Origin of the sequence: Neoroseomonas oryzicola (genome assembly GCF_012163135.1) — a bacterium.
Classification (GTDB): Bacteria; Pseudomonadota; Alphaproteobacteria; order Acetobacterales; family Acetobacteraceae; genus Neoroseomonas; species Neoroseomonas oryzicola.
Window position 1 is genome coordinate 467,708 of record NZ_JAAVUP010000004.1, and the last position, 22,965, is coordinate 490,672.

General features: G+C 71.5%; 22 protein-coding genes. 18 read left to right on the forward strand and 4 right to left on the reverse strand.

The window, feature by feature from the left end; translation table 11 throughout:
• The first annotated feature begins 23 nt into the window (after positions 1-23).
• Together gorA and GWK15_RS17070 are read left to right on the forward strand one after the other, a co-directional pair.
• A complete protein-coding gene (gorA, locus tag GWK15_RS17065) occupies positions 24-1,403 on the forward strand; it encodes a glutathione-disulfide reductase (RefSeq protein ID WP_168042546.1) in 1,380 nt (459 codons plus the stop codon).
• Between the two features lies 1 nt (position 1,404).
• Entirely contained in the window at positions 1,405-2,628 is a 1,224-nt protein-coding gene (locus tag GWK15_RS17070; RefSeq protein WP_168042547.1) for an MFS transporter, read from the forward strand.
• Positions 2,629-2,703: 75 nt separating this feature from the next.
• On the opposite strand, the gene GWK15_RS17075 is transcribed toward GWK15_RS17070, so the two are convergent.
• Positions 2,704-3,870, reverse strand: a complete 1,167-nt coding sequence (locus GWK15_RS17075; RefSeq protein ID WP_168042548.1) for a serine hydrolase domain-containing protein — start codon at positions 3,868-3,870, stop codon at positions 2,704-2,706.
• A 114-nt stretch (positions 3,871-3,984) separates the two neighbouring features.
• Between GWK15_RS17075 and GWK15_RS17080 the strand changes: the two genes are divergently transcribed.
• A complete protein-coding gene (locus GWK15_RS17080; protein ID WP_168042549.1) occupies positions 3,985-5,364 on the forward strand; it encodes a class II 3-deoxy-7-phosphoheptulonate synthase in 1,380 nt (459 codons plus the stop codon).
• Positions 5,365-5,417: 53 nt separating this feature from the next.
• Positions 5,418-6,590 carry a beta/alpha barrel domain-containing protein gene (locus GWK15_RS17085; RefSeq protein WP_168042607.1) on the forward strand — a complete coding sequence of 391 codons (1,173 nt, stop codon included), beginning with the start codon at positions 5,418-5,420 and terminating at the stop codon, positions 6,588-6,590.
• Between the two features lie 18 nt (positions 6,591-6,608).
• Here the strand turns inward: GWK15_RS17085 and GWK15_RS17090 are convergent, their stop codons facing one another.
• Positions 6,609-7,652 carry a 2OG-Fe(II) oxygenase family protein gene (locus GWK15_RS17090; RefSeq protein WP_168042550.1) on the reverse strand — a complete coding sequence of 348 codons (1,044 nt, stop codon included), beginning with the start codon at positions 7,650-7,652 and terminating at the stop codon, positions 6,609-6,611.
• Between the two features lie 77 nt (positions 7,653-7,729).
• Here GWK15_RS17090 and GWK15_RS17095 point away from each other — a divergent pair, with 77 nt between their 5' ends.
• The 8 genes from GWK15_RS17095 to GWK15_RS17130 all read left to right on the forward strand — a co-directional run bounded on the left by GWK15_RS17095 (position 7,730) and on the right by GWK15_RS17130 (position 15,206).
• Positions 7,730-8,647 carry a DMT family transporter gene (locus GWK15_RS17095; protein ID WP_168042551.1) on the forward strand — a complete coding sequence of 306 codons (918 nt, stop codon included), beginning with the start codon at positions 7,730-7,732 and terminating at the stop codon, positions 8,645-8,647.
• A gap of 34 nt (positions 8,648-8,681) precedes the next feature.
• Positions 8,682-10,352, forward strand: coding sequence for an NAD+ synthase (locus GWK15_RS17100; RefSeq protein ID WP_168042552.1), 1,671 nt, complete (start codon positions 8,682-8,684; stop codon positions 10,350-10,352).
• Positions 10,349-10,738, forward strand: coding sequence for a hypothetical protein (locus tag GWK15_RS17105; RefSeq protein ID WP_168042553.1), 390 nt, complete (start codon positions 10,349-10,351; stop codon positions 10,736-10,738). Before GWK15_RS17100 ends, GWK15_RS17105 begins: the two co-directional genes overlap by 4 nt.
• A complete protein-coding gene (locus GWK15_RS17110; RefSeq protein WP_168042554.1) occupies positions 10,735-11,040 on the forward strand; it encodes a hypothetical protein in 306 nt (101 codons plus the stop codon). Before GWK15_RS17105 ends, GWK15_RS17110 begins: the two co-directional genes overlap by 4 nt.
• Positions 11,037-12,371 carry a glutamate--tRNA ligase gene (gltX, locus tag GWK15_RS17115; protein ID WP_168042555.1) on the forward strand — a complete coding sequence of 445 codons (1,335 nt, stop codon included), beginning with the start codon at positions 11,037-11,039 and terminating at the stop codon, positions 12,369-12,371. Before GWK15_RS17110 ends, gltX begins: the two co-directional genes overlap by 4 nt.
• Positions 12,372-12,518: 147 nt before the next feature.
• Positions 12,519-13,943 (forward strand): cysteine--tRNA ligase, encoded by a 1,425-nt coding sequence (cysS, locus tag GWK15_RS17120; protein ID WP_168042556.1) that lies wholly within the window; start codon positions 12,519-12,521, stop codon positions 13,941-13,943.
• Between the two features lie 61 nt (positions 13,944-14,004).
• Entirely contained in the window at positions 14,005-14,370 is a 366-nt protein-coding gene (copM, locus tag GWK15_RS17125) for a CopM family metallochaperone (RefSeq protein WP_168042557.1), read from the forward strand.
• Positions 14,367-15,206 (forward strand): RNA methyltransferase, encoded by an 840-nt coding sequence (locus GWK15_RS17130; RefSeq protein WP_168042558.1) that lies wholly within the window; start codon positions 14,367-14,369, stop codon positions 15,204-15,206. Before copM ends, GWK15_RS17130 begins: the two co-directional genes overlap by 4 nt.
• Before the next feature lie 60 nt (positions 15,207-15,266).
• On the opposite strand, the gene GWK15_RS17135 is transcribed toward GWK15_RS17130, so the two are convergent.
• A complete protein-coding gene (locus tag GWK15_RS17135) occupies positions 15,267-15,467 on the reverse strand; it encodes a hypothetical protein (RefSeq protein WP_168042559.1) in 201 nt (66 codons plus the stop codon).
• 198 nt (positions 15,468-15,665) lie between these two features.
• Between GWK15_RS17135 and rpsD the strand changes: the two genes are divergently transcribed.
• The 6 genes from rpsD to GWK15_RS17165 all read left to right on the forward strand — a co-directional run bounded on the left by rpsD (position 15,666) and on the right by GWK15_RS17165 (position 21,119).
• The gene (rpsD, locus tag GWK15_RS17140) at positions 15,666-16,283 is read left to right on the forward strand and encodes a 30S ribosomal protein S4 (protein WP_168042560.1); all 618 of its coding nucleotides are present in this window, start codon (positions 15,666-15,668) and stop codon (positions 16,281-16,283) included.
• Between the two features lie 235 nt (positions 16,284-16,518).
• Positions 16,519-17,031, forward strand: coding sequence for a cysteine dioxygenase family protein (locus GWK15_RS17145; protein ID WP_168042561.1), 513 nt, complete (start codon positions 16,519-16,521; stop codon positions 17,029-17,031).
• A 72-nt stretch (positions 17,032-17,103) separates the two neighbouring features.
• On the forward strand, positions 17,104-17,994 hold the full coding sequence (locus GWK15_RS17150; protein ID WP_168042562.1) for a DMT family transporter: 891 nt from the start codon (positions 17,104-17,106) through the stop codon (positions 17,992-17,994).
• Entirely contained in the window at positions 17,991-19,298 is a 1,308-nt protein-coding gene (locus tag GWK15_RS17155; RefSeq protein WP_168042563.1) for an NAD(P)/FAD-dependent oxidoreductase, read from the forward strand. The genes GWK15_RS17150 and GWK15_RS17155 overlap by 4 nt, the downstream gene beginning before the upstream one ends.
• Positions 19,285-20,142 carry a hypothetical protein gene (locus GWK15_RS17160; protein ID WP_168042564.1) on the forward strand — a complete coding sequence of 286 codons (858 nt, stop codon included), beginning with the start codon at positions 19,285-19,287 and terminating at the stop codon, positions 20,140-20,142. The genes GWK15_RS17155 and GWK15_RS17160 overlap by 14 nt, the downstream gene beginning before the upstream one ends.
• 5 nt (positions 20,143-20,147) lie before the next feature.
• Entirely contained in the window at positions 20,148-21,119 is a 972-nt protein-coding gene (locus GWK15_RS17165; protein ID WP_168042565.1) for a hypothetical protein, read from the forward strand.
• On the opposite strand, the gene cysN is transcribed toward GWK15_RS17165, so the two are convergent.
• A complete protein-coding gene (cysN, locus tag GWK15_RS17170; protein WP_168042566.1) occupies positions 21,109-22,965 on the reverse strand; it encodes a sulfate adenylyltransferase subunit CysN in 1,857 nt (618 codons plus the stop codon). The two genes, GWK15_RS17165 and cysN, sit on opposite strands and share 11 nt — an antisense overlap.

The window sequence follows — 22,965 nt, forward strand, 5'->3', positions numbered from 1 at the left end:
GGCCGGCCCCGCGGGGGATACCGATGCCATACGACTTCGACCTCTTCGTCATCGGCGGCGGTTCGGCCGGCGTGCGCTGCGGGCGCATCGCGGCGGGGCACGGTGCCCGCGTCGCGGTCGCCGAGGAGCGCTTCTGGGGCGGCACCTGCGTCAATGTCGGCTGCGTGCCCAAGAAGATCATGGTCAATGCCGCCGAATACGGCGCCTGGATGGAGGATGCCGCAGCCTTCGGCTGGCCGCACCACCGCCATCAGGCCCATGACTGGGCGAAGCTCGCCGCTGCCCGGGACACCGAGGTCACGCGCCTGTCGGGCATCTACGGCAAGCTGTTGGCCGGCGCCGGCGTCACCTCCTTCGACGCGCGCGCGACCTTCGTCGATCCGCACACCCTCGACGTGGGCGGCAAGCGCGTCACGGCCGAGCGCATCGTCATCGCTGTCGGCGGCACGCCGACGCGCCTGCCGATCCCGGGCGCGGAACTCGGCCTGATCTCGGACGACCTGTTCACGCTGAAGGCATTGCCGAAGCGTGCCATCGTCATCGGCGGCGGCTACATCGCGGTGGAGTTCGCCTGCATCCTGCGCGGCCTCGGCGCCGAGGTGGACCTGATCTATCGCGCGCCCCTGCCGCTGCGCGGCTTCGACGAGGACGTCCGCGCCGCGGCGGCCGAGGCGCTCGCCGCCCAGGGCATCCGCCTCAACCCCGACGTGGCGCCGACGCGCATCGCGAAGGTGGGCGACCACCTCATGGTCTCGAAGTCCGACAACTTCATGCGCGAGGCCGACGCGGTGTTCTTCTGCACCGGCCGCGAGCCGAACACGGCGGGCCTCGGGCTCGACAAGGCCGGGCTCGACGTCCGGCCGGGCACCGGCATCCCGGTCGATGACGAGCACCGCACCGCGGTCCCCCACATCTACGCGATCGGGGACGTGATCGACCGCGTGAACCTCACGCCCATGGCGACCGCGGTCGGCCACGCGCTCGCCGACACGCTGTTCGGCAAGAACCCGCGCAAGGCGTCCTACGAGAACGTGCCGACGGCCGTCTTCATGTCCCCGCCCATCGCGACGGTCGGATTGACGGAAGCCGAGGCCGCCGCCCGTGGCCCCGTCGACATCTACGTCACCCGCTTCACCCCCATGCGCCACACCATCAGCAAGCGGGAGGGGCGCCGGACGCTGATGAAGCTGGTGGTCTGCCAGAACACCCAGAAGATCCTCGGCGCCCACATGCTGGGCGAGGATTCCGCCGAGATCATGCAGGGCATCGGCATCGCCGTGGGGATGGGTGCGACCAAGCAGGATTTCGACCGCACCATCGGCATCCACCCGACCGCGGCCGAGGAATTCGTCACGCTGCGCACGCGCACCCGCGTCGCCGGCGTCCAGGCGGCGGCGCAATAGGGTGTCGCCCCAGGCCCGCCTGACGGTCCTCTTCGCCTCGGCGGGTCATTTCCTGCACCACGTGCTGACGGGCGTCTTCCTCACCCTCGCGGTCATCCTCGAGCGGGTTTGGGAGAAGCCCTATGCCGAGATCATCCCGCTCTGGACCGCGGGGGCGATGATGGTCGGCCTCGGTGCGCCGGCGGCGGGCTGGCTCGCGGACCGCTTCGGCCATGCGCGCATGATGGCGGTCTTCTACCTCGGGATCGGGGCTTCGGCCGTCGCGGCGGGCATGGTCAGCGGGCCGTCGGGCATGGCGGTCGCGCTGGGCGCGGTCGGGCTGTTCGGGGCGATCTACCACCCGGTCGGCATGGCCTGGGTCTCGATGGCCGCGCCCATCGCGATCCGGGGACGGATCATGGGCTGGCTCGGCATCGCCGGGTCGATCGGGGTTGCGCTGGCCGCCGTGATCGCGGGCGGGCTGGCGGAAGTCGCGGGCTGGCGCGCGGCGCTGATCGTGCCAGGGCTCGTGACGATCGCGGGCGGGGTGTTGCTGATGCTGGCGATCGCCGGCGGGCGCGTGGCCGCCGCGCCCGCGCATACCGTGACGGCGGCGCCCGGCACGGCGACGGCGCCCGACAGCCGGGCGCCGATGGGCGTGCTGGTGGTGCTGGCGGTGACCTTCTCGCTGGGCTCGGTCGTCTACGCCGCCTTCTCGACGGCCCTGCCGAAGTGGCTCAGCGACAGTCTCGGCCTCGATGCCGGGGAGGCTGCGCAGCTTGGCTTCGTGGTCGGGGCGACGCTGCTGGCGGGCAGCGTCGGGCAGCTGGTCGGCGGACGGCTGGCGGACCGGTTGCCGTTCAAGTGGCTCTATGTCGCGACCTTCGCGCTGAAGCTGCTGCCGCTGGCGGTTGCCGGAGCGCTCGGTGGGCCGGCCGCGGTCGTGGCGGCAGCGGTGATCGGCTTCACCTTCGACATGTCAGCCCCGGTCGAGAACCTCCTCCTCGCCCGCTATTCCTCGGGCCGCCGCCGTGGCCTGGCCTTCGGGATGAAGTTCGCGATGGGCTTCGCCGCCGCGCCGCTGGGGGTGAACCTGGTCGCCTGGGCCTATGCGGATGGTACCGGCGGGGCAGGGGTGCTGTTCGCGATCCTGGCCGGCCTGACTGCGACGATGCTCGCGGCCGCGTTGCTGCTCCCGCGCGAGGCCGCATCCTCCGCCCGCGCCGTCCCCGCCCCGGCCGAATAGCGCACACCCAAGTCCTGGTTTCCAAAGGCCTTTCGGCCTTTGGTGGGGTGGTCCGGAGGGGCGAGGCCCCTCCGCTCATTCCCCGTTGAGCGTCGCCTCGAACCCCCGGAACAGCGCGATCGCCTTGGGGTCGAAGAAGGGCAGGACCTGGCTCATCATCAGCCCGGTCGTCCCGTGCCCGTGGTCGATCCAGTAGTATGTGTTGGCCAGCCCCGCCCAGGCCAGGCTGCCCGCCGCGCGTCCCTGCGGCGTCTGCCGGCGGTTCACCAGGAAGGACAACCCCCAGCCGCACGGGATGCCCGGGAAGAAATCGGCGTCATGCGTCGCGGAGGGCACGGCGGAGACCATCGGCTGAACCGCGAGCGGGGCGATCTGGTCCCGCGCCATCTCGGCGATCGTCTCGGCCTTCAGCAGCCGCTCCCGCCCATGCCGTCCGCTGTTGAGGATCATGCGCGCGAAGGCGAGGTAGTCCCTGGCGGTCGAATAGAGCCCGCCGCCGCCGCTTTCGAACTCGGGGTCCTGCTCAACGATCATGTCGATCGGCGTCAGGCTGCCGTCCGGGCCCCGGGCATGCACGCTGGCAAGGCGCGCGCGCATGTCCTCCCGCAGCCGGAAGGCGGTGTCCGCCATGCCGAGGGGGGCGAAGATCGTCTCGGCGAAGTGATCGCCCAGGCGCTGGCCGGTCGCCGCCTCGACCATGCGACCGACCCAGTCGAGGCCGATGCCGTAGTTCCAGGATTCGCCCGGATCGAACAGGAGAGGCAGGCGCAGGGCCGCCAGCTTCCCAGTCGGCATCGGCGGTAGGCCCAGCGCCTTGCGCGCCTTGATCGTCTCGGCACTCCACATCTCGTAGGAGAAGCCGGAGGTGTGCGTCAGCAGGTGGCGCAGCGTCATCGCCCGCTTCGGCGCCCGCAGGATGGGCTGGCCCGCGGCGTCGAAGCCCTCCAGGACCCGGGCCTCGGCCAGGTCGGGCAGGATTTCGGCGGCCGGGGCGTCCAGCGCCAGGCGCCCGGCCTCGACCAGGCGCATCGCCGCCACCGCGGTGACGGCCTTGGTCATGGAAGCGATCCAGACGACCGTGTCGGGCGCCATCGGCTCGGGGGCGCCCAGCCGCCGCACGCCGTAACCGGCCGCGAAGCCTGCCTCCTCCCGCCCCGCGGCCGCGACGACCACGCCGGGCAGGTCGCCCGCCTGCACGGCGCGCTGCATCAGGATCCCGACGGCGTCGGCGCGGTCCAACATGACATCCCCTTCCCAAGCATGGCGGTCCGGCGAGCCTCGCACGGCCGCGCCGCTTCCCCCATCCCCCACGCCGAGGGTAAGGTGCCCGACTTTCATGGAGGAGAGTGCCAGACAATGACCGCGCGAGGCTGGAGCCCGGATTCCTGGCGGGCGATGCCGATCCGGCAGGTGCCGGACTACCCGGACCAGGCGGCGCTTGCCGCGATGGAAGGGAAGATCGCGCGATTTCCCCCGCTGGTTTTTGCAGGCGAGGCCCGGCGCCTCCGGGCCGCGCTGGCGCGTGCCGGCGACGGGGAAGCCTTCGTCCTGCAGGGTGGGGACTGCGCCGAGAGCTTCGGCGACTTCACCGCCAACGTCATCCGCGACACCTTCCGCGTGCTGCTGCAGATGGCCGTGGTGCTGACCTTCGGCGGCCAGGTGCCGGTCGTGAAGCTCGGCCGCATGGCCGGGCAGTTCGCCAAGCCGCGGTCCAGCGACACCGAGACCAAGGACGGCGTCACGCTGCCCTCCTATCGCGGGGACATCATCAACGGCCCGGACTTCACGCCAGAGGCCCGCATCCCCGACCCGGCGCGCATGGAATTCGCCTACATGCAGTCGGCGGGCACGATGAACCTGCTGCGCGCCTTCGCGACCGGCGGCTATGCGGACCTGCACCATGTGCACCGCTGGAACCTCGGCTTCGTCGCCCGCAGCCCGCTGGCCGACCGCTACGCCGACCTCGCGACGCGCATCGACCAGACGCTGTCCTTCATGCAGGCCTGCGGCATGTCGGACCTGCCCCAGGTGCGCGAGACGGATTTCTACACGAGCCACGAGAGCCTGCTGCTCCCCTATGAGGAAGCGCTGACCCGCATCGATTCCACCACGGGCGATGCCTATGCCTGCTCGGCGCATTTCCTCTGGATCGGCGACCGCACGCGGCAGCCGGACGGGGCGCATGTGGAATTCCTCCGCGGCGTGAAGAACCCGATCGGCATGAAGGTCGGCCCGTCGATGGACGCGGACGAGCTCGTCCGCCTGACCGAGATCCTGAACCCGGCGAACGAGAAGGGGCGCCTGACGCTCATCTCCCGCATGGGCCACGACAAGGTCGAGGCGAAGCTCGCCCCGCTGGTGCGCGCGGTGCAGAAGGCCGGGCGCAACGTGGTGTGGCTGTGCGACCCGATGCACGGCAACACCACGACCGTCGCCGGGTACAAGACCCGCGTCTTCGATTCCATCATGGGCGAGGTGCGCGGCTTCTTCGACGTGCATGAGGCCGAGGGCACCACCGCCGGCGGCGTCCATGTCGAGATGACCGGCCAGGAAGTGACGGAATGCCTCGGCGGTGCGCATCGCCTGTCCGAGACGGACCTGTCGGCCAACTACGCGACCTCCTGCGACCCGCGGCTGAATGCCGAGCAGTCGCTGGAACTGGCCTTCCTGATCGCGGAGGAGCTGAAGGCCCGCAAGGCCGCCGCGCTCGCGACCCCGGCCCAGGCGGCGCAGTGAACAAGCCGCCACCGCTCGGCGGCGCCACGCTCGGCGCCGCGCTGGCGACCGGCGTGCCGCGGCGGGAGACCCCCGCCGCGCCGCCCCCCGACACGTCGGATGCGGTGATCACCGCGCGGACGGATTCCTACTTCAACCGCACCAAGCAGATCGTCGAGCGCTTCGGCGACACGCGGGTGACCTATGCGGTCTTCCTGCGCCGTCCCGTGGTCTGCGCGCCGCGGCTGATGCTCGACTGGCTGCGGGCCGTGGCGAAGGCCCGCGGCACCGACGTGCACATCGAGGTGATGCACGAGGAAGGTGTGTGGGTCGGCGCCGGCGATCCGCTGCTCTACATCACCGGCTCGCTCGTCGCGCTGTCGGACCTCGAGACGCTGCTGCTCCAGAAGCTGGGCGCTGCCTGCGTCGCCGCGCACAACGCCTACCAGATGTGCCTCGAACTGCCGAAGGTCGCCTTCCTCGCGATGGAAGCGCGCCACTGCGCCGGGGCCGAGATGCAGGAGATGATGGCCTACGCCGCCTCCGTCGGCAGCCGCGCGGCGCAGGCCGAAGGGGCCAAGGGCTTCATCGGCAACGCCAATGACGCGACGGCCCATTGGTTCGGCCAGAAATCCGGCTACGGGACCATGCCGCACGCCCTGATCGGCTACGCCGGCACCACCGTCCGTGCGGCCGAGATGTTCCACGAGACCTATCCGACCGAGCCTCTCACCGTCCTCGTCGACTACTTCGGGCGCGAGGTGACGGATGGCCTGGCGGTCGCGCGGCGCTTCCCGGAACTCGCGGCGGAAGGGCGGCTGGCGGTGCGCCTCGACACCCATGGCGGCCGCTTCCTCGAGGGCCTCGACCCGGCGGAATCCTACGCCGTGCTGGAACGCCACGCGCCGGGCGCGATCCGCCGCTACCGCAGCGAGACGGAACTGCGCCACCTGGTCGGCACCGGCGTTTCCGCCGCGGCGATCTGGAAGATGCGCGAGGAACTCGACACCGCCGGCTTCCCGAAGGTCCGCATCGTTGCCTCCTCCGGCTTCGGCGTCGGCAAGTGCCGCGTGATGGCCGAGGCCAAGGCGCCGATCGACGTCGTCGGCACCGGATCCTTCATCCCCGACGCCTGGTCCGAGACCTACGCGACCGCCGACATCGTCGACTATGACGGCACGCCGCGGGTGAAGGTCGGGCGCGAATTCCTGCTGCGCAACGGGGCGCGCCGGCGCGGGGGCGCCTGACGCCGCCACCCTGCGCGATCAGCGCATGTCCACGCCTTGCTTGCCCTGGGCCATGGCCTGGGCAATGAGGCGGCGTTCCTGTTCCGCCCCCTCGGCATCGGTGAAGAAGGTGAAGATCGCGAAGCGCTCCCCGCGCGTGACGGGCAGCGCCTCGTGCAGCAGGTCGCAGGAGAAGATCACGCAGCCGCCCGCCTCGGGCTCGTATTCCTCGGGGCCGAATTCGGGGAAGCGCAGCGTCCCGCCCTCGTAGTCGCCGGTGTTGAGGTTCAGGCTCATCGCGAAGCGGCGATGCGCCGTGGTCGGCGTGCGGTTGTCGCGATGCGCGCCGAAGGCGCCGGCGTCGGTCGCGGAGTAGCAGCCGATCCGCGGCGCCTCGAAGCTCGCGGCGCGGAACCGATAGGCGCGCCACATCTCGGGCACCACGCGCCGTTCGAGCCGCTGCTGGAAGCGGTCATAGAGCGCCCGGTCGTCGAGGAAGACATCCGTGCGGCGCTTGATGTCGGCGACCGCGCCGGTGCCGACCGCCTCGCTGCCCACGGCGACGCGCCCCTGGCTCTTGGTGCCGTTGCGCCAATGGGTCAGCAGCGATTCGATCAGCGCGGGTTCGAGGACATCCGGGATGATCAGCACGGGCGCGCCCTGGCGGCGTGGCGCCCCGGCCGGTTGCTGCGGCGGGATGGACTCGATCGCGGCGTCGAGCGCCGTCTCGCCCGCCCCAAGAAACCCGATCCGCCCGCGCGGGGTCAGCACCACGGCGCCGCCATCGGGCAGCCCGAACCCGTTGAGCAACCGGCGTGCGGGGTCGAACACCCGCTGCGGGCCGCCCGGGCGCGGCGCGCCGGCGGGCATCTGGCACACCACCAGGAACAGCAGCGCCCCGCGCTCCGCGAGGCGTGCCGTGGCCGCAGCCAGGCGCTCCGGCGTCGGCTCGATGCCCAGCAGCAGCACGCGGTGCGACCCCGCGATGGCCTGGCCATGGAGGTCGACATTCTTCCCGGTCGCATCGGGAAGCGTGAGCGAGAGGAGAAGATCCCCTTGCGCGAGGGAGGCGCTGTTCGACATGGCTGCAATCTCGCATCGGAATGTGTGGGCCGGAACCGGTTTCTGGATCGGGGCCGATCGGCGATGATGCGGCTCCCATGCCGGATCCCACCCAGCCGCCCCCCCGGGCCCCAATCACGCCCGACGCGGCCGCGCGCGAACGCCGCATCGGCTGGATCTGCGCTGGCCTGCTGCTGATGGTCTGGGCGAGCTTCCACCTCGTCTCCCGCTTCGTGGTGCGCGAGACGCTGACGCCCTGGGACGTCGCGGCGCTGCGCTACGGCGGGGCCTTCCTCTGCGTGCTGCCCTTCCTGGCGCTGCGCGGCCTGCCGCGGGTGCCCGTCACGCGCATCCCGGCGGCGCTGGTCTTCGCGGGGCTCGGCTTCCCGATCATGGCCTATGCGGGCTACCGGCTCGCCCCGGCCGCGCATGGCGCGACGATCATGGCCGCGGGCCTGCCGGCGGTGACCGCCATCCTGGCCGCGCTGGCGGGGCAGGGGATGCCCTCCCGCCGCCGCATGCTCGGCATCGCAACGATCATCGCGGGCAGCCTGCTGCTTGCCGTGACGACGGGCGGGGCCTGGGCCGGGGCCTGGCGGGGCGACCTGCTGTTCCTCGCCGCGGTCAGCAGCTGGGCGGTCTACACCCTGCTGGTCCAGCGCTGGCGCCTGCCGGCGCTCGACACCACGCTGGCCATCGGGCTGACCGCCGCGCCGGTCTACCTGCCGGTCTGGTGGCTGTTCCTGCCCTCGGGGTTGGCCGAGGCCTCCTGGGCGGCCATCCTCGGCCAGGCGGCGTTCCAGGGGGCGGGGGCGGCGATCATCGCCGGCGTCCTGTTCACCCGCTCGGTCACCGCCCTCGGCCCGACCATCACGACCATGATCGGCGCCGCCGTGCCGGGCATCGTCGCCCTGGTCGCCTGGCCGCTGCTGGGGGAGGCCCTGCCCCCCGTCGGGCTGCTGGCCGTCCTGCTCGTCTCGGCGGGCATGCTGCTCGGGATCGGCGGATCGCGTTGACCCCCACCCCGGCGATACCTAGGTTCCGCGGATCATGGCCGACACGCTGAAGATCGCGCTCGCGCAGATCAATACCACCCATGTGGGCGCGCTCACCGCCAATGCGGACCGCATCCGCGTGGCGCGGGCCGAAGGGGCGCGCCTTGGCGCGGACCTGGTGGTCACCCCGGAATTCTCGGTCGGCGGCTACCTGCCCGAGGATCTCGTCCTGAAGCCGGCCTATGTCGCCGCCTGCGCCGAGATCATCGCGCAGCTCGCCGCCGAGACCGCCGATGGCGGCCCGGGCCTGATCGTCGGCGGCCCCTGGCGGGACGGCGACAAGCTGCACAACGCGGCCTTCCTCCTCGAAGGCGGGCGCATCGCCGCGCGCCGCGCCAAGCACGAGCTGCCCAATTACGGCGTCTTCGACGAGAAGCGCGTCTTCGATGCCGGCCCGGTGCCCGGCCCGATCCCGTTCCGCGGCTTCCGCATCGGCCTGATGGTCTGCGAGGATTGGTGGCTGCCGACGGTCGCCGAGACGCTCTGCGAGACCGGCGCCGAGATCCTGCTGTCGATCAACGGTTCCCCCTTCGAGGCCGACAAGCACGAGAGGCAGCGCCTGCCGCTCGCCGTGACGCGCGTCGTCGAGACCGGCCTGCCCTTCGTCTTCCTGGGCCAGGTCGGCGGGCAGGACGAGATCGTCTTCGACGGCGCCTCCTTCGTGCTCAATCCCGACCGTTCGCTCGCGCAGCTCATGCCCTCCTTCGCCGAGGAGGTGCGACTGACCGAATGGCACCGGGAGGGCGAGCGCCTGGTCTGCAAGCCCGGCGCCATCGCGAAGGTCCCGGACCGGCTCGGGCAGGTCTATGCGGCGATGGTGCTCGGCCTGCGCGACTATGTCGGCAAGAACGGCTTCCCGGGGGTGGTGCTCGGCCTGTCGGGCGGCATCGATTCCGCGATCTCGGCGGCCGTCGCCGTCGATGCGCTGGGGCCCGACCGCGTGCGCGCGGTGATGATGCCCTCGCCCTACACCAGCGGCGAGAGCCTCGAGGACGCGGCGGAATGCGCGCGCCTGCTCGGCATCCGCTACGACACCATCGGCATCGGGCCGGCGATGGATGCCTTCACCTCCATGCTCGCGCCCGCCTTCGGCAACCGCCCGGCGGACATCACCGAGGAGAACATCCAGTCGCGCATCCGCGGCGTGACGCTGATGGCGCTGTCCAACAAGTTCGGCGACATGCTGCTGACCACCGGCAACAAGTCCGAAATGTCGACCGGCTACGCCACCATCTATGGCGACATGTGCGGCGGCTATTCGGTGCTGAAGGATGTCTACAAGACGATGGTCTTCGCGCTCTGCCGCTGGCGCAACGCGAACGTGCCGGATGGCGCGCTCGGGCCCGCTGGCGCGGTGATGCCGGAACGCGTCATCACCAAGCCGCCCTCGGCGGAACTGCGACCGAACCAGAAGGACCAGGACAGCCTGCCGCCCTATGAGGTGCTGGACGCCATCCTCGAGGGGCTGGTCGAAGGCGAGAAGTCGGTCGATGCGCTCGTCGCCGAGGGCTTCGACCGCCCGACCGTGCTGCGCGTGTGGAAGCTGCTCGACCGTGCCGAATACAAGCGCCGCCAGGCGCCGCCCGGCGTGAAGATCACTGCCCGCGCCTTCGGTCGCGACCGCCGCTACCCGATCACCAACGGCTTCACGGCGCTGGTGAAATGAGCGGGGAATTCGAAGCCGAGGTCTTCCCGCGCGGCGAGTTCGCCGTGCAGATCATGGACATGTCCGGCGCCAACGGTTCCGATCCGGTCGAAACGGTGACCGGCTTCATCAGCATCGAGCACGCCAACGCCTTCGCGCGCCGCTACGTGCGCGATTCCGTCGAACGCTGCCGCGCGCCGGGCGCCGATGCGAAGGCGACGCTCGATGCCTGGTTCGCCTATGGCGAGGATGCCGAGGTGCTCGGCGCCGGCGACGATGCCTGGGTGAGCCGGTCGGAACTCAAGGACTTCGCCGACACGCCGGTGCGCGACGCCGAGGAGCGCAACTGGCGCGTCCTCGACCCCCGCCAGGACGAGGACGACGACGAGGAGGAGGACGAGGCGTGAGCCATTCCGTCCTCTGCGGCGACTTCGCGCATTACCAGGACCCCGACGAGGAATGGTCGGTCGACGGCTTCCGCACGGCTGAAGCGGCGGCCGAATACGCCCGCCGCTTCGTGCGCGACCAGATCGAGGGACTTCGCGGCGAATACGCGTCGCCCGAGGCGCTGCGCGACGCCTACCTCTCCTTCGGCGAATACGCGATCGCGCCAGGCTTCGACCTGCAGGCCTGGCTCGCCCACTGCATCGCCAATCCCGCCGCCCGCAAGGCGGACACCGACTACCAGGCGCTCGATCCCTCCGCATGAAACTCCGCTTCGCCCCGTCGCCGACGGGCCTTCTCCATGTCGGCAATGCCCGCGTGGCGGTCGCCAACTGGCTCTTCGCGCGCCACCACGGCGGCGCCTTCGTGCTGCGCCTGGACGACACCGACCTTGAACGCTCCAAGCCCGAATTCGCCCAAGCGATCGAGGAGGACCTGCGCTGGCTCGGCCTGGACTGGGATGAGCGCGTCGCGCAGTCCGACCGGCTCGACCGCTACGCCGCCGCCGCGGAAAAACTGAAGGCCTCCGGCCGCCTCTACCCCTGCTTCGAGACCGAGGAGGAACTCGCCTACAAGCGCGAGCGCCGCCGCCGCGAGGGCCGCCCGCCGATCTACGACCGCGAGGCGCTGAAGATGACGCCCGAGCAGATCGAGCGCGCCATCGCCAATGGCAAGCAGCCCTATTGGCGCTTCCGGCTGTCGATGCGCTCGGTCGGCTGGCGGGACCTGGTGCTCGGCGACCGCACCGTGAAGCTCAGCGCCATTTCCGACCCCGTGCTGGTCCGCGCCGACGGCTCGCCGCTCTACACCTTCACCTCGGTCGTCGACGACCTCGAGATGGGTGTGACGCACATCATCCGCGGCGAGGACCACGTCACCAACACCGGCATCCAGCTCGACCTCTTCGAGGCGCTGGGCGGGGATCCCGCGACGCTCGCCTTCGGTCACCTGCCGCTGCTGACGGATGAGGAAGGCGGCGCCCTGTCGAAGCGCCTCGGCTCCATCTCGCTGCGCCACCTGCGCAAGGATGGGATCGAGCCGGCGGCGCTGGTGGGCTACCTCGCCGCGCTCGGCACCTCCGCCGATCCGGTGCCGGGGATGCCGCGCGACCTCGCGCCGGGCTACGACATCGCCCGCACCTCCCACGCCACGGCGCGCTTCGATACGCGGCACATGCTGGCGCTGAACCGCCGCGTGCTGCACGAGGCCCCCTTCGACGCCATCCGCGCCCGCCTGCCCGAGGGCGCGGACGAGGCCGCCTGGCTCGCCATCCGCGGCAATCTCGACCTGATGCGGGAAGCCCGCCATTGGTTCGAGATCGTCCGCGGCACGATCATCCCGCCGGTGCAGGAGGGGGAGCACGACTTCCTCGCCGCGGCCCTCGCTGCCCTGCCGCCCGAACCCTGGGACGCCGGCACCTGGCGCGCCTGGACCGAGGCCCTGAAGGCCACCACCGGCCGCAAGGGCAAGGCACTGTTCCACCCGCTGCGCCTGGCCCTGACCGGTGAGGAGCAGGGCCCCGACCTCGGCACCCTGCTGCCGCTGATCGGGCGGGAAAGGGCGGCGTTCCGGTTGCGCCTGTCAGCCGGCGCTTGAACTGGGCGCGGGTTCCGCGCCATAAGCAAGCCATGTCCGCGTCCAGGCTCCGCGCGCCCGCGCTCTGTCGCTGAACCGCTCGTCCGGGGAAGATGCTTCCCCGCGCGCCTGCACGACGCCCCCGACCTCCGCCGACGACGGACCGCCATGACCGACCTCTTCCTCCACGACAGCGCCGCGCGCACGAAGCGCCGGTTCCAGCCGATCGATCCGGCCCATGTGCGGATGTATGTCTGCGGCCCGACGGTCTACGACCTCGCGCATCTCGGCAACGCGCGCCCCGTCGTGGTGTTCGACGTGCTGGCACGGCTGCTGCGGCGCCTCTACCCGAAGGTCACCTACGTCCGGAACATCACGGACGTGGACGACAAGATCAACGCGCGGTCGCGCGACAGCGGTGAGCCGATCTCGGCCATCACCGCCCGCACCACCGCCGATTTCCACCGCGACATGGCCGCCCTCGGCGCCCTGCCGCCGGATGTCGAGCCCCGCGCGACCGGCCACATCGCCGAGATGATCGCGCTGATCGAGCGCCTGATCGCAAACGGCCATGCCTATGCGGCCGATGGCCACGTCCTGTTCAGCGTCCCCTCCTTCGGAGATTACGGGAAGCTGTCGGGCCGCACGCCGGACGAACTGCTCGCTGGCGCGCGCGTCGACGTCGCGCCCTACAAGCGCGATGCCGGCGATTTCGTGCTGTGGAAGCCTTCCGACGACGCCACGCCTGGCTGGGACAGCCCCTGGGGCCGTGGGCGCCCGGGCTGGCACATCGAATGCTCCGCGATGTCGTGGAAGCATCTCGGCGAGGAATTCGACATCCACGGCGGCGGACACGACCTGATCTTCCCGCACCATGAGAATGAGGTGGCGCAATCCGTCTGTGCCTTCCCGGGCCATGCTTTCGCGCATTACTGGATGCACAACGGCATGCTGCTCGTCGACGGCGAGAAGATGTCGAAGTCGCTCGGCAATTTCCGCACCGTGCGCGACATCCTCGCCGAGGGGCCATGGGCCGGCGAGGCCTTCCGCCTGCTGCTGCTGCGCACGCATTACCGGGCCTCGCTCGACTTCACGATGGAGGCGTTGCGCGAGGCCAAGGCTGAGCTCGACGACCACTACGCCATGCTGTCGCGCGCGCCGGCCGCGCCCGGCGGCAGCGCGGCGTCGCACCTCGCCGACTGGGTCATCGCGCCGCTGCTCGACGACCTGAACACGCCGCTCGCCCTCGCGCGCCTGCGCGACCTGCGCACCCTCGAGAACGCGGTGACCGTCGGCGGTTCGCCCGCCGTCGCGATGGAACGCGCGGGCCTGGCCGCGCCGCCCGCGCCGGGCGTGGCCGCCGCCGCCTTCCGCGAGGCCGCCGCCGTGCTCGGCGTCGCCACCGGCGATCCCGCCGCCTGGCTGCAGGGTGGGGGCGACGACGCCGCTGACGTCGAGGCCGCCATCGCCGCCCGCCTCGCCGCCCGCAAGGCGAAGAACTGGGCGGAGGCCGACCGCATCCGCGACGACCTCAAGGCCAAGGGAATCGTGCTGGAGGACGGCGCCGGCGGGACCACCTGGCGGCGCGCTTGACCTTCCCATTGTGGGAAACCCCATCTCTCCACCCGGTCCACGCCAGCCGGGAGAAACGCAGATGATCCGTCCTGTCCTTGCCCTCGCCGCCGCCCTGGTCGCGCTGCCCGCCCTCGCGCAGCAATCCCACCAGGGCCACGGCGCACCAGCCGCGGCCGCCGCGCAGGAACCGGCCTCGACGCGCGAGTACCGCGCCGCGTCGGACCGCATGCATCGCGACATGGCGATCCGCTACACGGGCAATGCCGATCGCGACTTCGCCGCCGGCATGATCCCGCATCATCAGGGCGCCATCGACATGGCCCGCGTCGTCCTGCGCCATGGCTCCGACCCGGAGATGCGCGCGCTCGCCGAGAACATCATCCGCGCGCAGGAGGCGGAGATCGCGCAGCTGCGCGCCTTCCTCGCCCGCACCCAGCCGCGATGACCGGCGGGCGGAAGGACGGGCGGGCGAGGCTGACGCCGCCGGCGGGCGAGAGCCCCATCATCGTGCTGGTGCGCCCGCAGATGGCGCGCAACATCGGCACGACGGCGCGCGCCATGGCCAATGGCGGCCTTTTCCACCTGCGGATCGTCGCCCCGCGCGACGGCTGGCCGCAGGCCGACGCCTATCCCTCCGCCTCGGGTGCCGATGCGATCCTGGATGCGGCGCAGGTCTTCGACACGGTGGCGGAGGCCGTTGCCGACTGCCACCGCGTGATGGCGACCTGCCCGCGCCCGCGCCATGTGGTGGTCCCGGTCCGCACCGCGCGCGCCGCCGCCGAGGACCTCCGCGAGATCGCCGCGCGCAACCTGCGGGCCGCCGTGCTGTTCGGGCCGGAGCGCGCAGGCCTCGAGAACGAGGACATGGCCTGCGCCGACACGCTGGTCCGCTATCCGCTGAACCCCGAGCACATGTCGCTCAACCTGGCCCAGGCGGTGATGATCCTGGCCTATGAGTGGTGGACCGCGGCCGAGACGACCCCCCCGCGCGCCCTGATGACCAACGAGACGCGCGTCGCGACGAAAGGCGAGCTCGAGGGCTTCCTGAACCGTCTGGTCGCCGAGCTCGACGCGACGGGCTTCCTGGACAACCTGGAAAAGCGCCCGGGGATGGTCCGCAACCTGCGCCACTGGTTCCAGCGCGGCGAGGTCACGGAACAGGAGCTCCGCACCCTCCATGGCGTGGTCACGGAACTCTCCCGCGGCCGCATGCGCCGCGGCCGCCTGGACAAGGACGACCCGTCGCCGCCGTGGCAGGTACCAGGTTCCAAGGGCCCTTAGGCCCTTGGTGGGTCCAGGGCAGAGCCCTGGTGGGGTCTCGGGGCGAAGCCCCGTCCCGCGTTACAGCTTGGCCGCCAGCTTCCGCGCCAGCAGCAGCCCGAGCCCGCCGCCCGCCGGCGCCGCCGGCAGCGCCAGGATCCACCCCGCATGATTGCCGTTGAGCACCAGGGCAAGCCCCGCATAGAGCATCAGCCCGCCCACCAGGCTGCCGACCACGCCCGCCGTGAGGCCGAGCACCAGGATGTCCGATCGCGTCACCATGGCGGCGGAGTAGGGGCCAAGGCCTTGGTTTGACAAGCCCGGCCCGCACCTCTAGACGACCGCCACCTTCCGGGAACGTGGACAGGCCTTCGGGGCCTGCGCCCGCCTTCGCCCAGCCTGGGCCCAGGCCTACCGGGACAACAGCCCTCCGGGGCACAGTAAGAAGGCCCGCACGCACAACGCGGCGGGGTGCAGCGCATGACCAAGCGCGCCGAATCCAAGTACAAGATCAACCGCCGCCTCGGCGTGAACCTCTGGGGCCGCGCCAAGTCCCCGATCGCCAAGCGCGAGTATGGCCCCGGCCAGCACGGCCAGCGCCGCAAGCAGAAGCCGACCGACTTCGGCGTGCAGCTGATGGCGAAGCAGAAGCTGAAGGGCTATTACGGCAACATCGGCGAAAAGCAGTTCCGCAAGTACTACGAGGAAGCGGTCCGCCGGAAGGGCGACACCTCGGAGAACCTGATCGAGATCCTGGAGCGCCGGCTGGATGCCGTCATCTACCGCATGAAGTTCGCGGTGACGCCGTTCGCAGCCCGCCAGTTCGTCAACCACGGCCATGTGACCGTGAACGGCAAGCGCGTGAACATCCCCTCCTACCTCGTGAAGGACGGCGACCAGATCGAGGTGAAGGAGAAGTCGAAGCAGCTCGTGGCCGTGCTCGACGCCGCCCAGTCCGCCGAGCGCGACGTGCCGGAGTACATCGAGGTCGACCACCGCGCGATGCGCGGCAAGTTCCTCCGCGCGCCGAAGCTCTCGGACGTGCCCTACCCGGTCCAGATGGAACCGAACCTGGTCGTCGAATTCTACAGCCGCTGATCCGTTCCTCGGATCGTCGCCTGGCAGCGCCGGGGCCTTCGGGTCCCGGCGTTTTGCGTTTCAGGGCCCAGGCAATGGGCAGGTAGCCCGTAGAGATGCGGAATCCTTGGGCAGGGTTCGTGGGGGTTGGAGTTTTCCTACAACAAAAGACTTGAAGAAGAATTCTCTCCCCGGATAGGGTGCGGCGAAAGACGCGTTCTCCGGCTCACCGCCGGTCCGCCCGCAGGATCCGCGCATGAACGTCATCGCCGCCCGCAGCGCCCTCGATGCCATGACCGACGGCATCTCCGCCGCCCTTCGCACGGCGAGGGACGACCCTTCCGCCGCGGTTGCCGAGGTCATCGGCCGCTTTGCCGCCGACCCGATGCTGCTGCTCGGCCGCGACTGTCCCTGCAGGGCCGAGACCTACATCCGCCACCTGCTGCACGAGGACGCCGAGGAAGGATGGGCGGTCGCCGCCCTGGTCTGGCGCCCCGGCCAGATGTCCCCCGTCCATGGTCACAAGGCATGGTGCGCCGTCGGCGTGCACCGCGGCATCCTGACCGAGACCTTCTACGAACCGGGCGAACCGCCCGTGCTCTCCGGCATCGCGATGCGGCGCCCGGGCGACATCACCTTCGGCCCGGCGCGGCCGGACGCGATCCACCGTCTGGCCAACCTCGGCACCGAGACGGCGATCTCGATCCATGCCTACGGCCTGCCCTACGCCCGCTTCTGCACGGATCTGAACCGCATCCACGCGGCCTGACCTGCGGCTTCATGCCTGCCCCGCGCCGCGGCGCCGTTTCGCGGCGCGCGTCGACAGGGCAGGGTGGCGGCGATGAATCCGAAAATCCTGCTCGGCCTCGCGCTTGGCGTCGCCTCGTCGCTCATCTGGGGCGGGCATGCTGTCGTCGCGCGGCCGGCGCTGGCGGGGCAGGGCTTTCACCCGCTCGACCTGGCGACGTTCCGCTACGTGCCGGCCGCGCTGCTGCTGGCGCCGCTCGCCTGGGCGGCACGGGACACGCTCGCGCGGATCGGGCTGCGGCGGCTGGCGGTGCTCGCCTTCTTCGGCGGTACGCCGAACCTGCTGCTCTTCCTCTCCGCGCTGGTCTATGCGCCGGCCTCCCATGGCGGGACCATCGCGCCGATGACGGTGCCGATCGCCGGCGCTGTCCTCGCCGTGCCGCTGATCGGCGAGAAGCCGAGCCCCGGCCGCGCGGCCGCCCTCGGCGTCATGGCCGCGGGCGTGCTGATGATCGGCTGGGACGGCGTTGCCGGCGCGCATCCCGGTGCCTGGCGGGGCGACCTACTGCTGCTGCTGGCCGGCGGCACCTGGGCGGTCTTCACCCTGCTGCTGCGCCGCTGGCAGGTGCCGGCCATTCCCGCGACGGCGGCGGTGACGATCGTCTCGGCACTCGCCGTACTGCCGATCTGGCTGCCGTGGCGCGCCGCGACGGTGCTGGCGCTGCCGACCGGGTCGCTGCTGCTGCACCTCGCCATGCAGGGCATCGTGCTCGGGGCGCTCGCGATGTTCCTCTATGCGCGCGCGGTGGAGTTGCTAGGACCGACGCGCGCCGCCACCCTCTCGATCATGGTGCCCGTGACCGCGCTGCTGCTCGCTGCCCTCGTGCTGCACGAACCGCTCTCCTGGCTGCAGGGGATGGGCGCGTCGCTGGCGGTGGGCGGGATGCTGGCCGCCGTGCTGTTCACGGGTAGGAAGACGGCATGAACGCGATCTCCCCCCCGATGCCGCCGAGCCTCTGGGCCGCGACCGCCCCGCCGGCGCCGCCGACCACGGCGCTTGCCGGCGACGCGCGCACCGGCGTCGTCGTGGTGGGCGGCGGCTTCACCGGCCTGTCGGCCGCGCTGCACCTGGCCGAGGCTGGCGTGCCCGTGACCGTGCTCGAGGCCGCGGAGATCGGCTGGGGCGCCTCCGGCCGCAACAACGGCCAGGTCATCCCGACGCTCTCGCGCCTGGATCCCGACCAGATCGTCGCCGCCGTGGCGCCCGAACATGGCGGGCGCGACAAGGGCGAGGAACTGGTCGGCCTGATCCGCGACAGCGCGGCCCTGACCTTCGACCTCATCCGCAAGCACGGCATCGACGCCGAGGCGGTGCAGAACGGCTGGATCCAGCCTGCCCATCGCGAGGGCCGCCTGCGCCTGTCCGAATCCCGCGCCGAACAATGGGGCCGCCGCGGCGCCCCGGTGCGGATGTATTCGCGCGCCGAGATGGCGGCACTGACCGGCACCGACCACTGGTTCGGCGGCTGGGGCAATGCGACGGGCGGGCGGATCAACCCGCTCGGCCTGGCGCGGGGCATGGCAGCCGCGGCCATCCGCGCCGGGGCGGTGATCCACACCGCGAGCCCCGTCACCGGCATCGAGAAGGGCCCCGCCGGCTGGCAGGTGAGGACGCCGGGCGGCACGCTGGCGGCCGATCGCGTCATCGTCGCGACCCACGCCTATACCGGCGATTTCTGGCCGGGCCTCAAGCGCACCATCGTGCCGGTGCGCTCCTACCAGATGGCCACCTCGGTCCTGTCGGACAACATCCGCAAGACCATCCTGCCGGAAGGCCATGCGCTCTCGGACACGCGCGGGGATCTCTACTTCTACCGCTTCGATGCGAATGGCCGGCTCGTCACCGGCGGCGGGCTGATCGTGCCCCTCGGCTGGGACAGCCGCATCCGCGCCCGCATCACCGACCGCGTCCGCCGCGTCTTCCCGCAGATCGGCGAGGTCACCTTCGACTACGTCTGGTGGGGCTATGTCGCCGGCACGGCGGACCGCATGCCGCATGTCTACGAACTCGCCCCCGGCGTGCTGTCCTGGACCGGCTGCAACGGCCGCGGCGTCGCGCTTGGCATCGCGCTCGGGCGCGAGCTCGCCAAGGCGAGCAACGGCACGTCGCTGAAGGACATCGCCGCGCCGGTCGAGACGCGGCTGCGCACCATTCCGGGCCATGCCTTCCGCGCCATCGGCATCGCCTGGAATGTCGCCAAGCTGCGCCGGCTCGATGCCCGCGACTGAGGTCGCCCTCGCGACCTCCATCCCGCCGGGCATGAAGCGCCCGGGGCCGGGCGGTGCCGAGGCGGGCGCCATCTGGCGGCAGGATTGCATCGCCTCCTGGCCCGCCCCGGGTTGGCGCATCCTCACCGTGAACCCGGCTGAGGAATCCGCGAGCCTCGCCAACCTGCCCGAGACCATCGAACGCCGCACCGCCGAACCCGGCGTCGCCGAGGCTTATGGCCGCCCCGGCGCCTGGGTCGGCGACGCGCTGCGCCAGGCGGTCGCGACCGGCGCGCCGGTCGTGGGCCTGGTGAACGCCGATATCCGCCTCGACCTCGATGCCACCCGCCGCGCGGCGCTGGCCGCCGAGGCGCGCCAGGCGATGCTCGCCTGCAACCGCATGGACGTGCAGCACGCCGCGCAGGCCGAGGGCGCGGCCTATCGCTACGGCTACGACCTGGTGCTGATGCCGGCCGCGATGGCGCAGCGCATCGACCTGACCGGCTTCGCCTTCGGCGTGCCGTGGTGGGACTACTGGATCGTACTCGACGCGCTCCTGCGCGGCCTGCCGGTCCGCGCGGTGCGCTGCGACGGCATCCGGCACCTGGCCCACAAGGCCGCCTGGAACCAGCCGGGCTGGCGGCGCGCGCTGCGGGTGCTGATGGCGCATCTCGCGCCGCGGCGGGCGGCGCTCGGGGCCCTCGGCCTCGGCCCGGTTGCCGAGGCGGTCGCCGACCTGCTGCTCGCCATCGCCTCGCGCGAGGAGGAAGGCTATCCCGTGGCCGAGATGATCACCGTCGCCGGTACCCGCTTCGGGCTCGAGGTCGTGCGCCTCGCCGAGCGGGAGGCCCTGCGGCTGGATTGAGGACCATGGCAACCGGACCCTGGCGGCGGCGCGCCGTCCACGACCTCGTCTTCGCGATCGACGGCAGCGGCTGGCACGAGCCCGCCATGCGCGACGCCGTCGGCTTCCGCTGGTCGGGGCCGGGGCGCTTTTCGGTGCTGCGCGTGGCGGCCCCGCCCGGGGCGGGGCGCGGCGAGGCGCAGATCGTGCTCGACCCCGGCGAGGCGATCCCGGATGTCGCGGTCTTCCTGAATGGCCAACGCCTCGCGGCCGCGCCGCGGCGCCTTGGCGCCTTCGGCGTGCTGGACTTCGCCTGGGACGCGGCCGCGGCCGAGGGGGCGGGACCGCTGGAATTCTGGTTCCTCGCCGACCGCATCACGCAGTTGCCAGCGCCGGGCGAGCGGATGCGCGGCGTCGGCTTCCGGCTCTCGACGCTGACGATCGAGTCCGCCGAAGACGGCCCCGCGCCTGCGCGTGAATCCGCCGCGCTCATCGCCGGCCGCCGCTTCCTGGCCGAGCGGCTTCCGGTCGCCGCCGGGAAGCCCTGGATCTCCTTCCGCAGCCAGGGCGAGGCGCGGCTGCTCGACCTGCGGCTCGACGGCGCGCGCCTCGGCCCGACGCCACAGCCGCACCTCGCCTTCGCGATCCAGGCCGGGGCAGGGGGCGCGGAACTCGCCCTCGGCGCGCCGGGCGGCGGCACCGTCACCGCGGGCCTCACGGCGGATGGCGCATGGCGCCCCGGCATCGGTCTTTCGCCGCGCGACGAGTTGCTGGTGCTGCGCCTCGTCGGCGAGCTGCCGCGCGCCTTCGGCCGCTGGCTCGACCAGGCCATGGCGGGCGCGGCGCCGGATGCGGAGCTGCTGTCCTTCTGGCGGCGGCAGCTCGGCATCATCGCCCGCGCGGCCGATTTGCGCCTCGCCGCCTTGCTCGCCGACGGGCCGGACCCCTATGCGGGCGACCCGGACGTGCCTTTCGCCTGGCCTTCCGTCAGCACCTGACGCCGGCGGCGCGCAGCTTCTCGAGTACCTCCGCCGCGCAATCCTCGGGCGCGCGGCCCGCGGTGCGGATGTGCAGCTCCGGAGCCTCGGGCGGCTCGTAGGGGCTGTCGATGCCGGTGAAGTTCTTGATCTGCCCGGCCTGCGCCTTGGCGTAGAGGCCCTTCGGGTCGCGCGCGATGCAATCCTCGATCGGCGTGTCGACGAAGACCTCGACGAATTCGCCGGCCCCGAGCAGGTCGCGCACCATCCGCCGCTCCGCCCGGAAGGGGGAGATGAAGGAGCACATCACGATCATCCCCGCATCGACCATCAGCTTCGCGACCTCGCCGACGCGGCGGATGTTCTCGACGCGGTCCTCGGCGGTGAAGCCGAGGTCGCGGCACAGCCCGTGGCGGATGTTGTCGCCGTCGAGCGCATAGGTCGCGCGCCCGGCGCGGTGCAGGGCCTGCTCCACGATGTTCGCGATGGTCGACTTGCCCGACCCCGACAGGCCGGTGAACCACAGCACAATCGGCCGGTTGCCCGTCAGCGCCGCGCGCGACGCCTTGTCGATGGTGAAGTGTTCCTGGTGGATGTTCGACGCCCGCCGCAGCGGATAGGCGATCATCCCCGCGCCGGCGGTGCGGTTGGTGAAGCGGTCGACCAGGATGAAGGCGCCGGTCGCCCGGTTCTCCTCATAGGGATCGAAGGGCACCGCCTGGCCGGCGGAGAAGTTGCAGAAGCCGATCTCGTTCAGCGCGAGGCGCCGCGCCGCGTGCTGCTCGAGCGTGTTCACGTCCACGCGGTGCCGGATGGAGGTGACGGAACAGGGCGTCCAGACATTGCCGATGCGCATGAGGTAGCCGCGCCCCGGCAGCATCGGCTCCTCATCCATCCAGAGCAGGTGCGCGGCGAACTGGTCCGCGACGGCGGGGCGCTCGGCGGGCCGAGCGAGCACGTCCCCGCGCGCGACATCGACCTCATCCGCCAGCGTCAGCGTCACCGCCTGGCCCGCCTCGGCGCGGTCGAGGTCGCCCTCGGCGGTGACGATGCGCGCGACGCGCGTCGCCTTGCCCGAGGCCGCGACCACCACTTGGTCGCCAGGTGCTACGGTCCCGCTCGCGATGGTTCCGGCGAAGCCCCGAAAATCGAGGTTCGGCCGGTTCACCCATTGCACCGGGAAGCGGAAGGGCTTCGCGGACAGGTCCTGCGAGACGTCCACGCCCTCGAGATGCGCGAGCAGCGTCGGCCCGTGATACCAGGGCGTATTGCCCGACTTCGCGGTGACGTTGTCGCCGAAGCGCGCGCTGATCGGAATCGGCACGATGGAGCGGAAGCCGAGCTCGGCCGCGAAGGTCACATAGTCGCCGACGATGCGATCGAAGGTCGCCTCGTCGAAGTTCACCAGGTCGATCTTGTTCACCGCGACGACGATGTCGCGGATGCCGAGCAGCGAGCAGATGAAGGAATGCCGCCGCGTCTGCGTCAGCACGCCCTTGCGCGCGTCGATCAGGATGACGGCGAGCGACGCGTTCGACGCGCCCGTCGCCATGTTGCGCGTGTACTGCTCGTGCCCCGGCGTGTCGGCGACGATGAAGGATCGCCGGGGCGTCGCGAAGAAGCGGTAGGCGACGTCGATGGTGATGCCCTGCTGCCGCTCGGCCTCGAGCCCGTCCACCAGCAGCGCGAGGTCGATGTCCTCGCCCGTCGTGCCGTGCTTGCGGCTGTCCTTTGCGATCGTTGCGAGCGTGTCCTCGAAGATCAGCTGGCTGTCGTAGAGCAGCCGCCCGATCAGCGTCGACTTGCCGTCATCGACCGACCCGCAGGTGAGGAAGCGGAGAAGCTCGTGCTGCGCGGGGGCGGCCAT

Bases quoted from the DNA above. Each gene is read 5' to 3' on its own strand.
- gorA (WP_168042546.1), top strand. From the start codon at position 24: ATGCCATACGACTTCGACCTCTTCGTCATCGGCGGCGGTTCGGCCGGC.
- GWK15_RS17075 (WP_168042548.1), bottom strand. From the start codon at position 3,870: ATGTTGGACCGCGCCGACGCCGTCGGGATCCTGATGCAGCGCGCCGTG.
- GWK15_RS17080 (WP_168042549.1), top strand. From the start codon at position 3,985: ATGACCGCGCGAGGCTGGAGCCCGGATTCCTGGCGGGCGATGCCGATC.
- GWK15_RS17090 (WP_168042550.1), bottom strand. From the start codon at position 7,652: ATGTCGAACAGCGCCTCCCTCGCGCAAGGGGATCTTCTCCTCTCGCTC.
- GWK15_RS17095 (WP_168042551.1), top strand. From the start codon at position 7,730: ATGCCGGATCCCACCCAGCCGCCCCCCCGGGCCCCAATCACGCCCGAC.
- GWK15_RS17100 (WP_168042552.1), top strand. From the start codon at position 8,682: ATGGCCGACACGCTGAAGATCGCGCTCGCGCAGATCAATACCACCCAT.
- GWK15_RS17105 (WP_168042553.1), top strand. From the start codon at position 10,349: ATGAGCGGGGAATTCGAAGCCGAGGTCTTCCCGCGCGGCGAGTTCGCC.
- gltX (WP_168042555.1), top strand. From the start codon at position 11,037: ATGAAACTCCGCTTCGCCCCGTCGCCGACGGGCCTTCTCCATGTCGGC.
- cysS (WP_168042556.1), top strand. From the start codon at position 12,519: ATGACCGACCTCTTCCTCCACGACAGCGCCGCGCGCACGAAGCGCCGG.
- copM (WP_168042557.1), top strand. From the start codon at position 14,005: ATGATCCGTCCTGTCCTTGCCCTCGCCGCCGCCCTGGTCGCGCTGCCC.
- GWK15_RS17130 (WP_168042558.1), top strand. From the start codon at position 14,367: ATGACCGGCGGGCGGAAGGACGGGCGGGCGAGGCTGACGCCGCCGGCG.
- GWK15_RS17135 (WP_168042559.1), bottom strand. From the start codon at position 15,467: ATGGTGACGCGATCGGACATCCTGGTGCTCGGCCTCACGGCGGGCGTG.
- rpsD (WP_168042560.1), top strand. From the start codon at position 15,666: ATGACCAAGCGCGCCGAATCCAAGTACAAGATCAACCGCCGCCTCGGC.
- GWK15_RS17145 (WP_168042561.1), top strand. From the start codon at position 16,519: ATGAACGTCATCGCCGCCCGCAGCGCCCTCGATGCCATGACCGACGGC.
- GWK15_RS17150 (WP_168042562.1), top strand. From the start codon at position 17,104: ATGAATCCGAAAATCCTGCTCGGCCTCGCGCTTGGCGTCGCCTCGTCG.
- GWK15_RS17155 (WP_168042563.1), top strand. From the start codon at position 17,991: ATGAACGCGATCTCCCCCCCGATGCCGCCGAGCCTCTGGGCCGCGACC.
- GWK15_RS17160 (WP_168042564.1), top strand. From the start codon at position 19,285: ATGCCCGCGACTGAGGTCGCCCTCGCGACCTCCATCCCGCCGGGCATG.
- GWK15_RS17165 (WP_168042565.1), top strand. From the start codon at position 20,148: ATGGCAACCGGACCCTGGCGGCGGCGCGCCGTCCACGACCTCGTCTTC.
- cysN (WP_168042566.1), bottom strand. From the start codon at position 22,965: ATGGCCGCCCCCGCGCAGCACGAGCTTCTCCGCTTCCTCACCTGCGGG.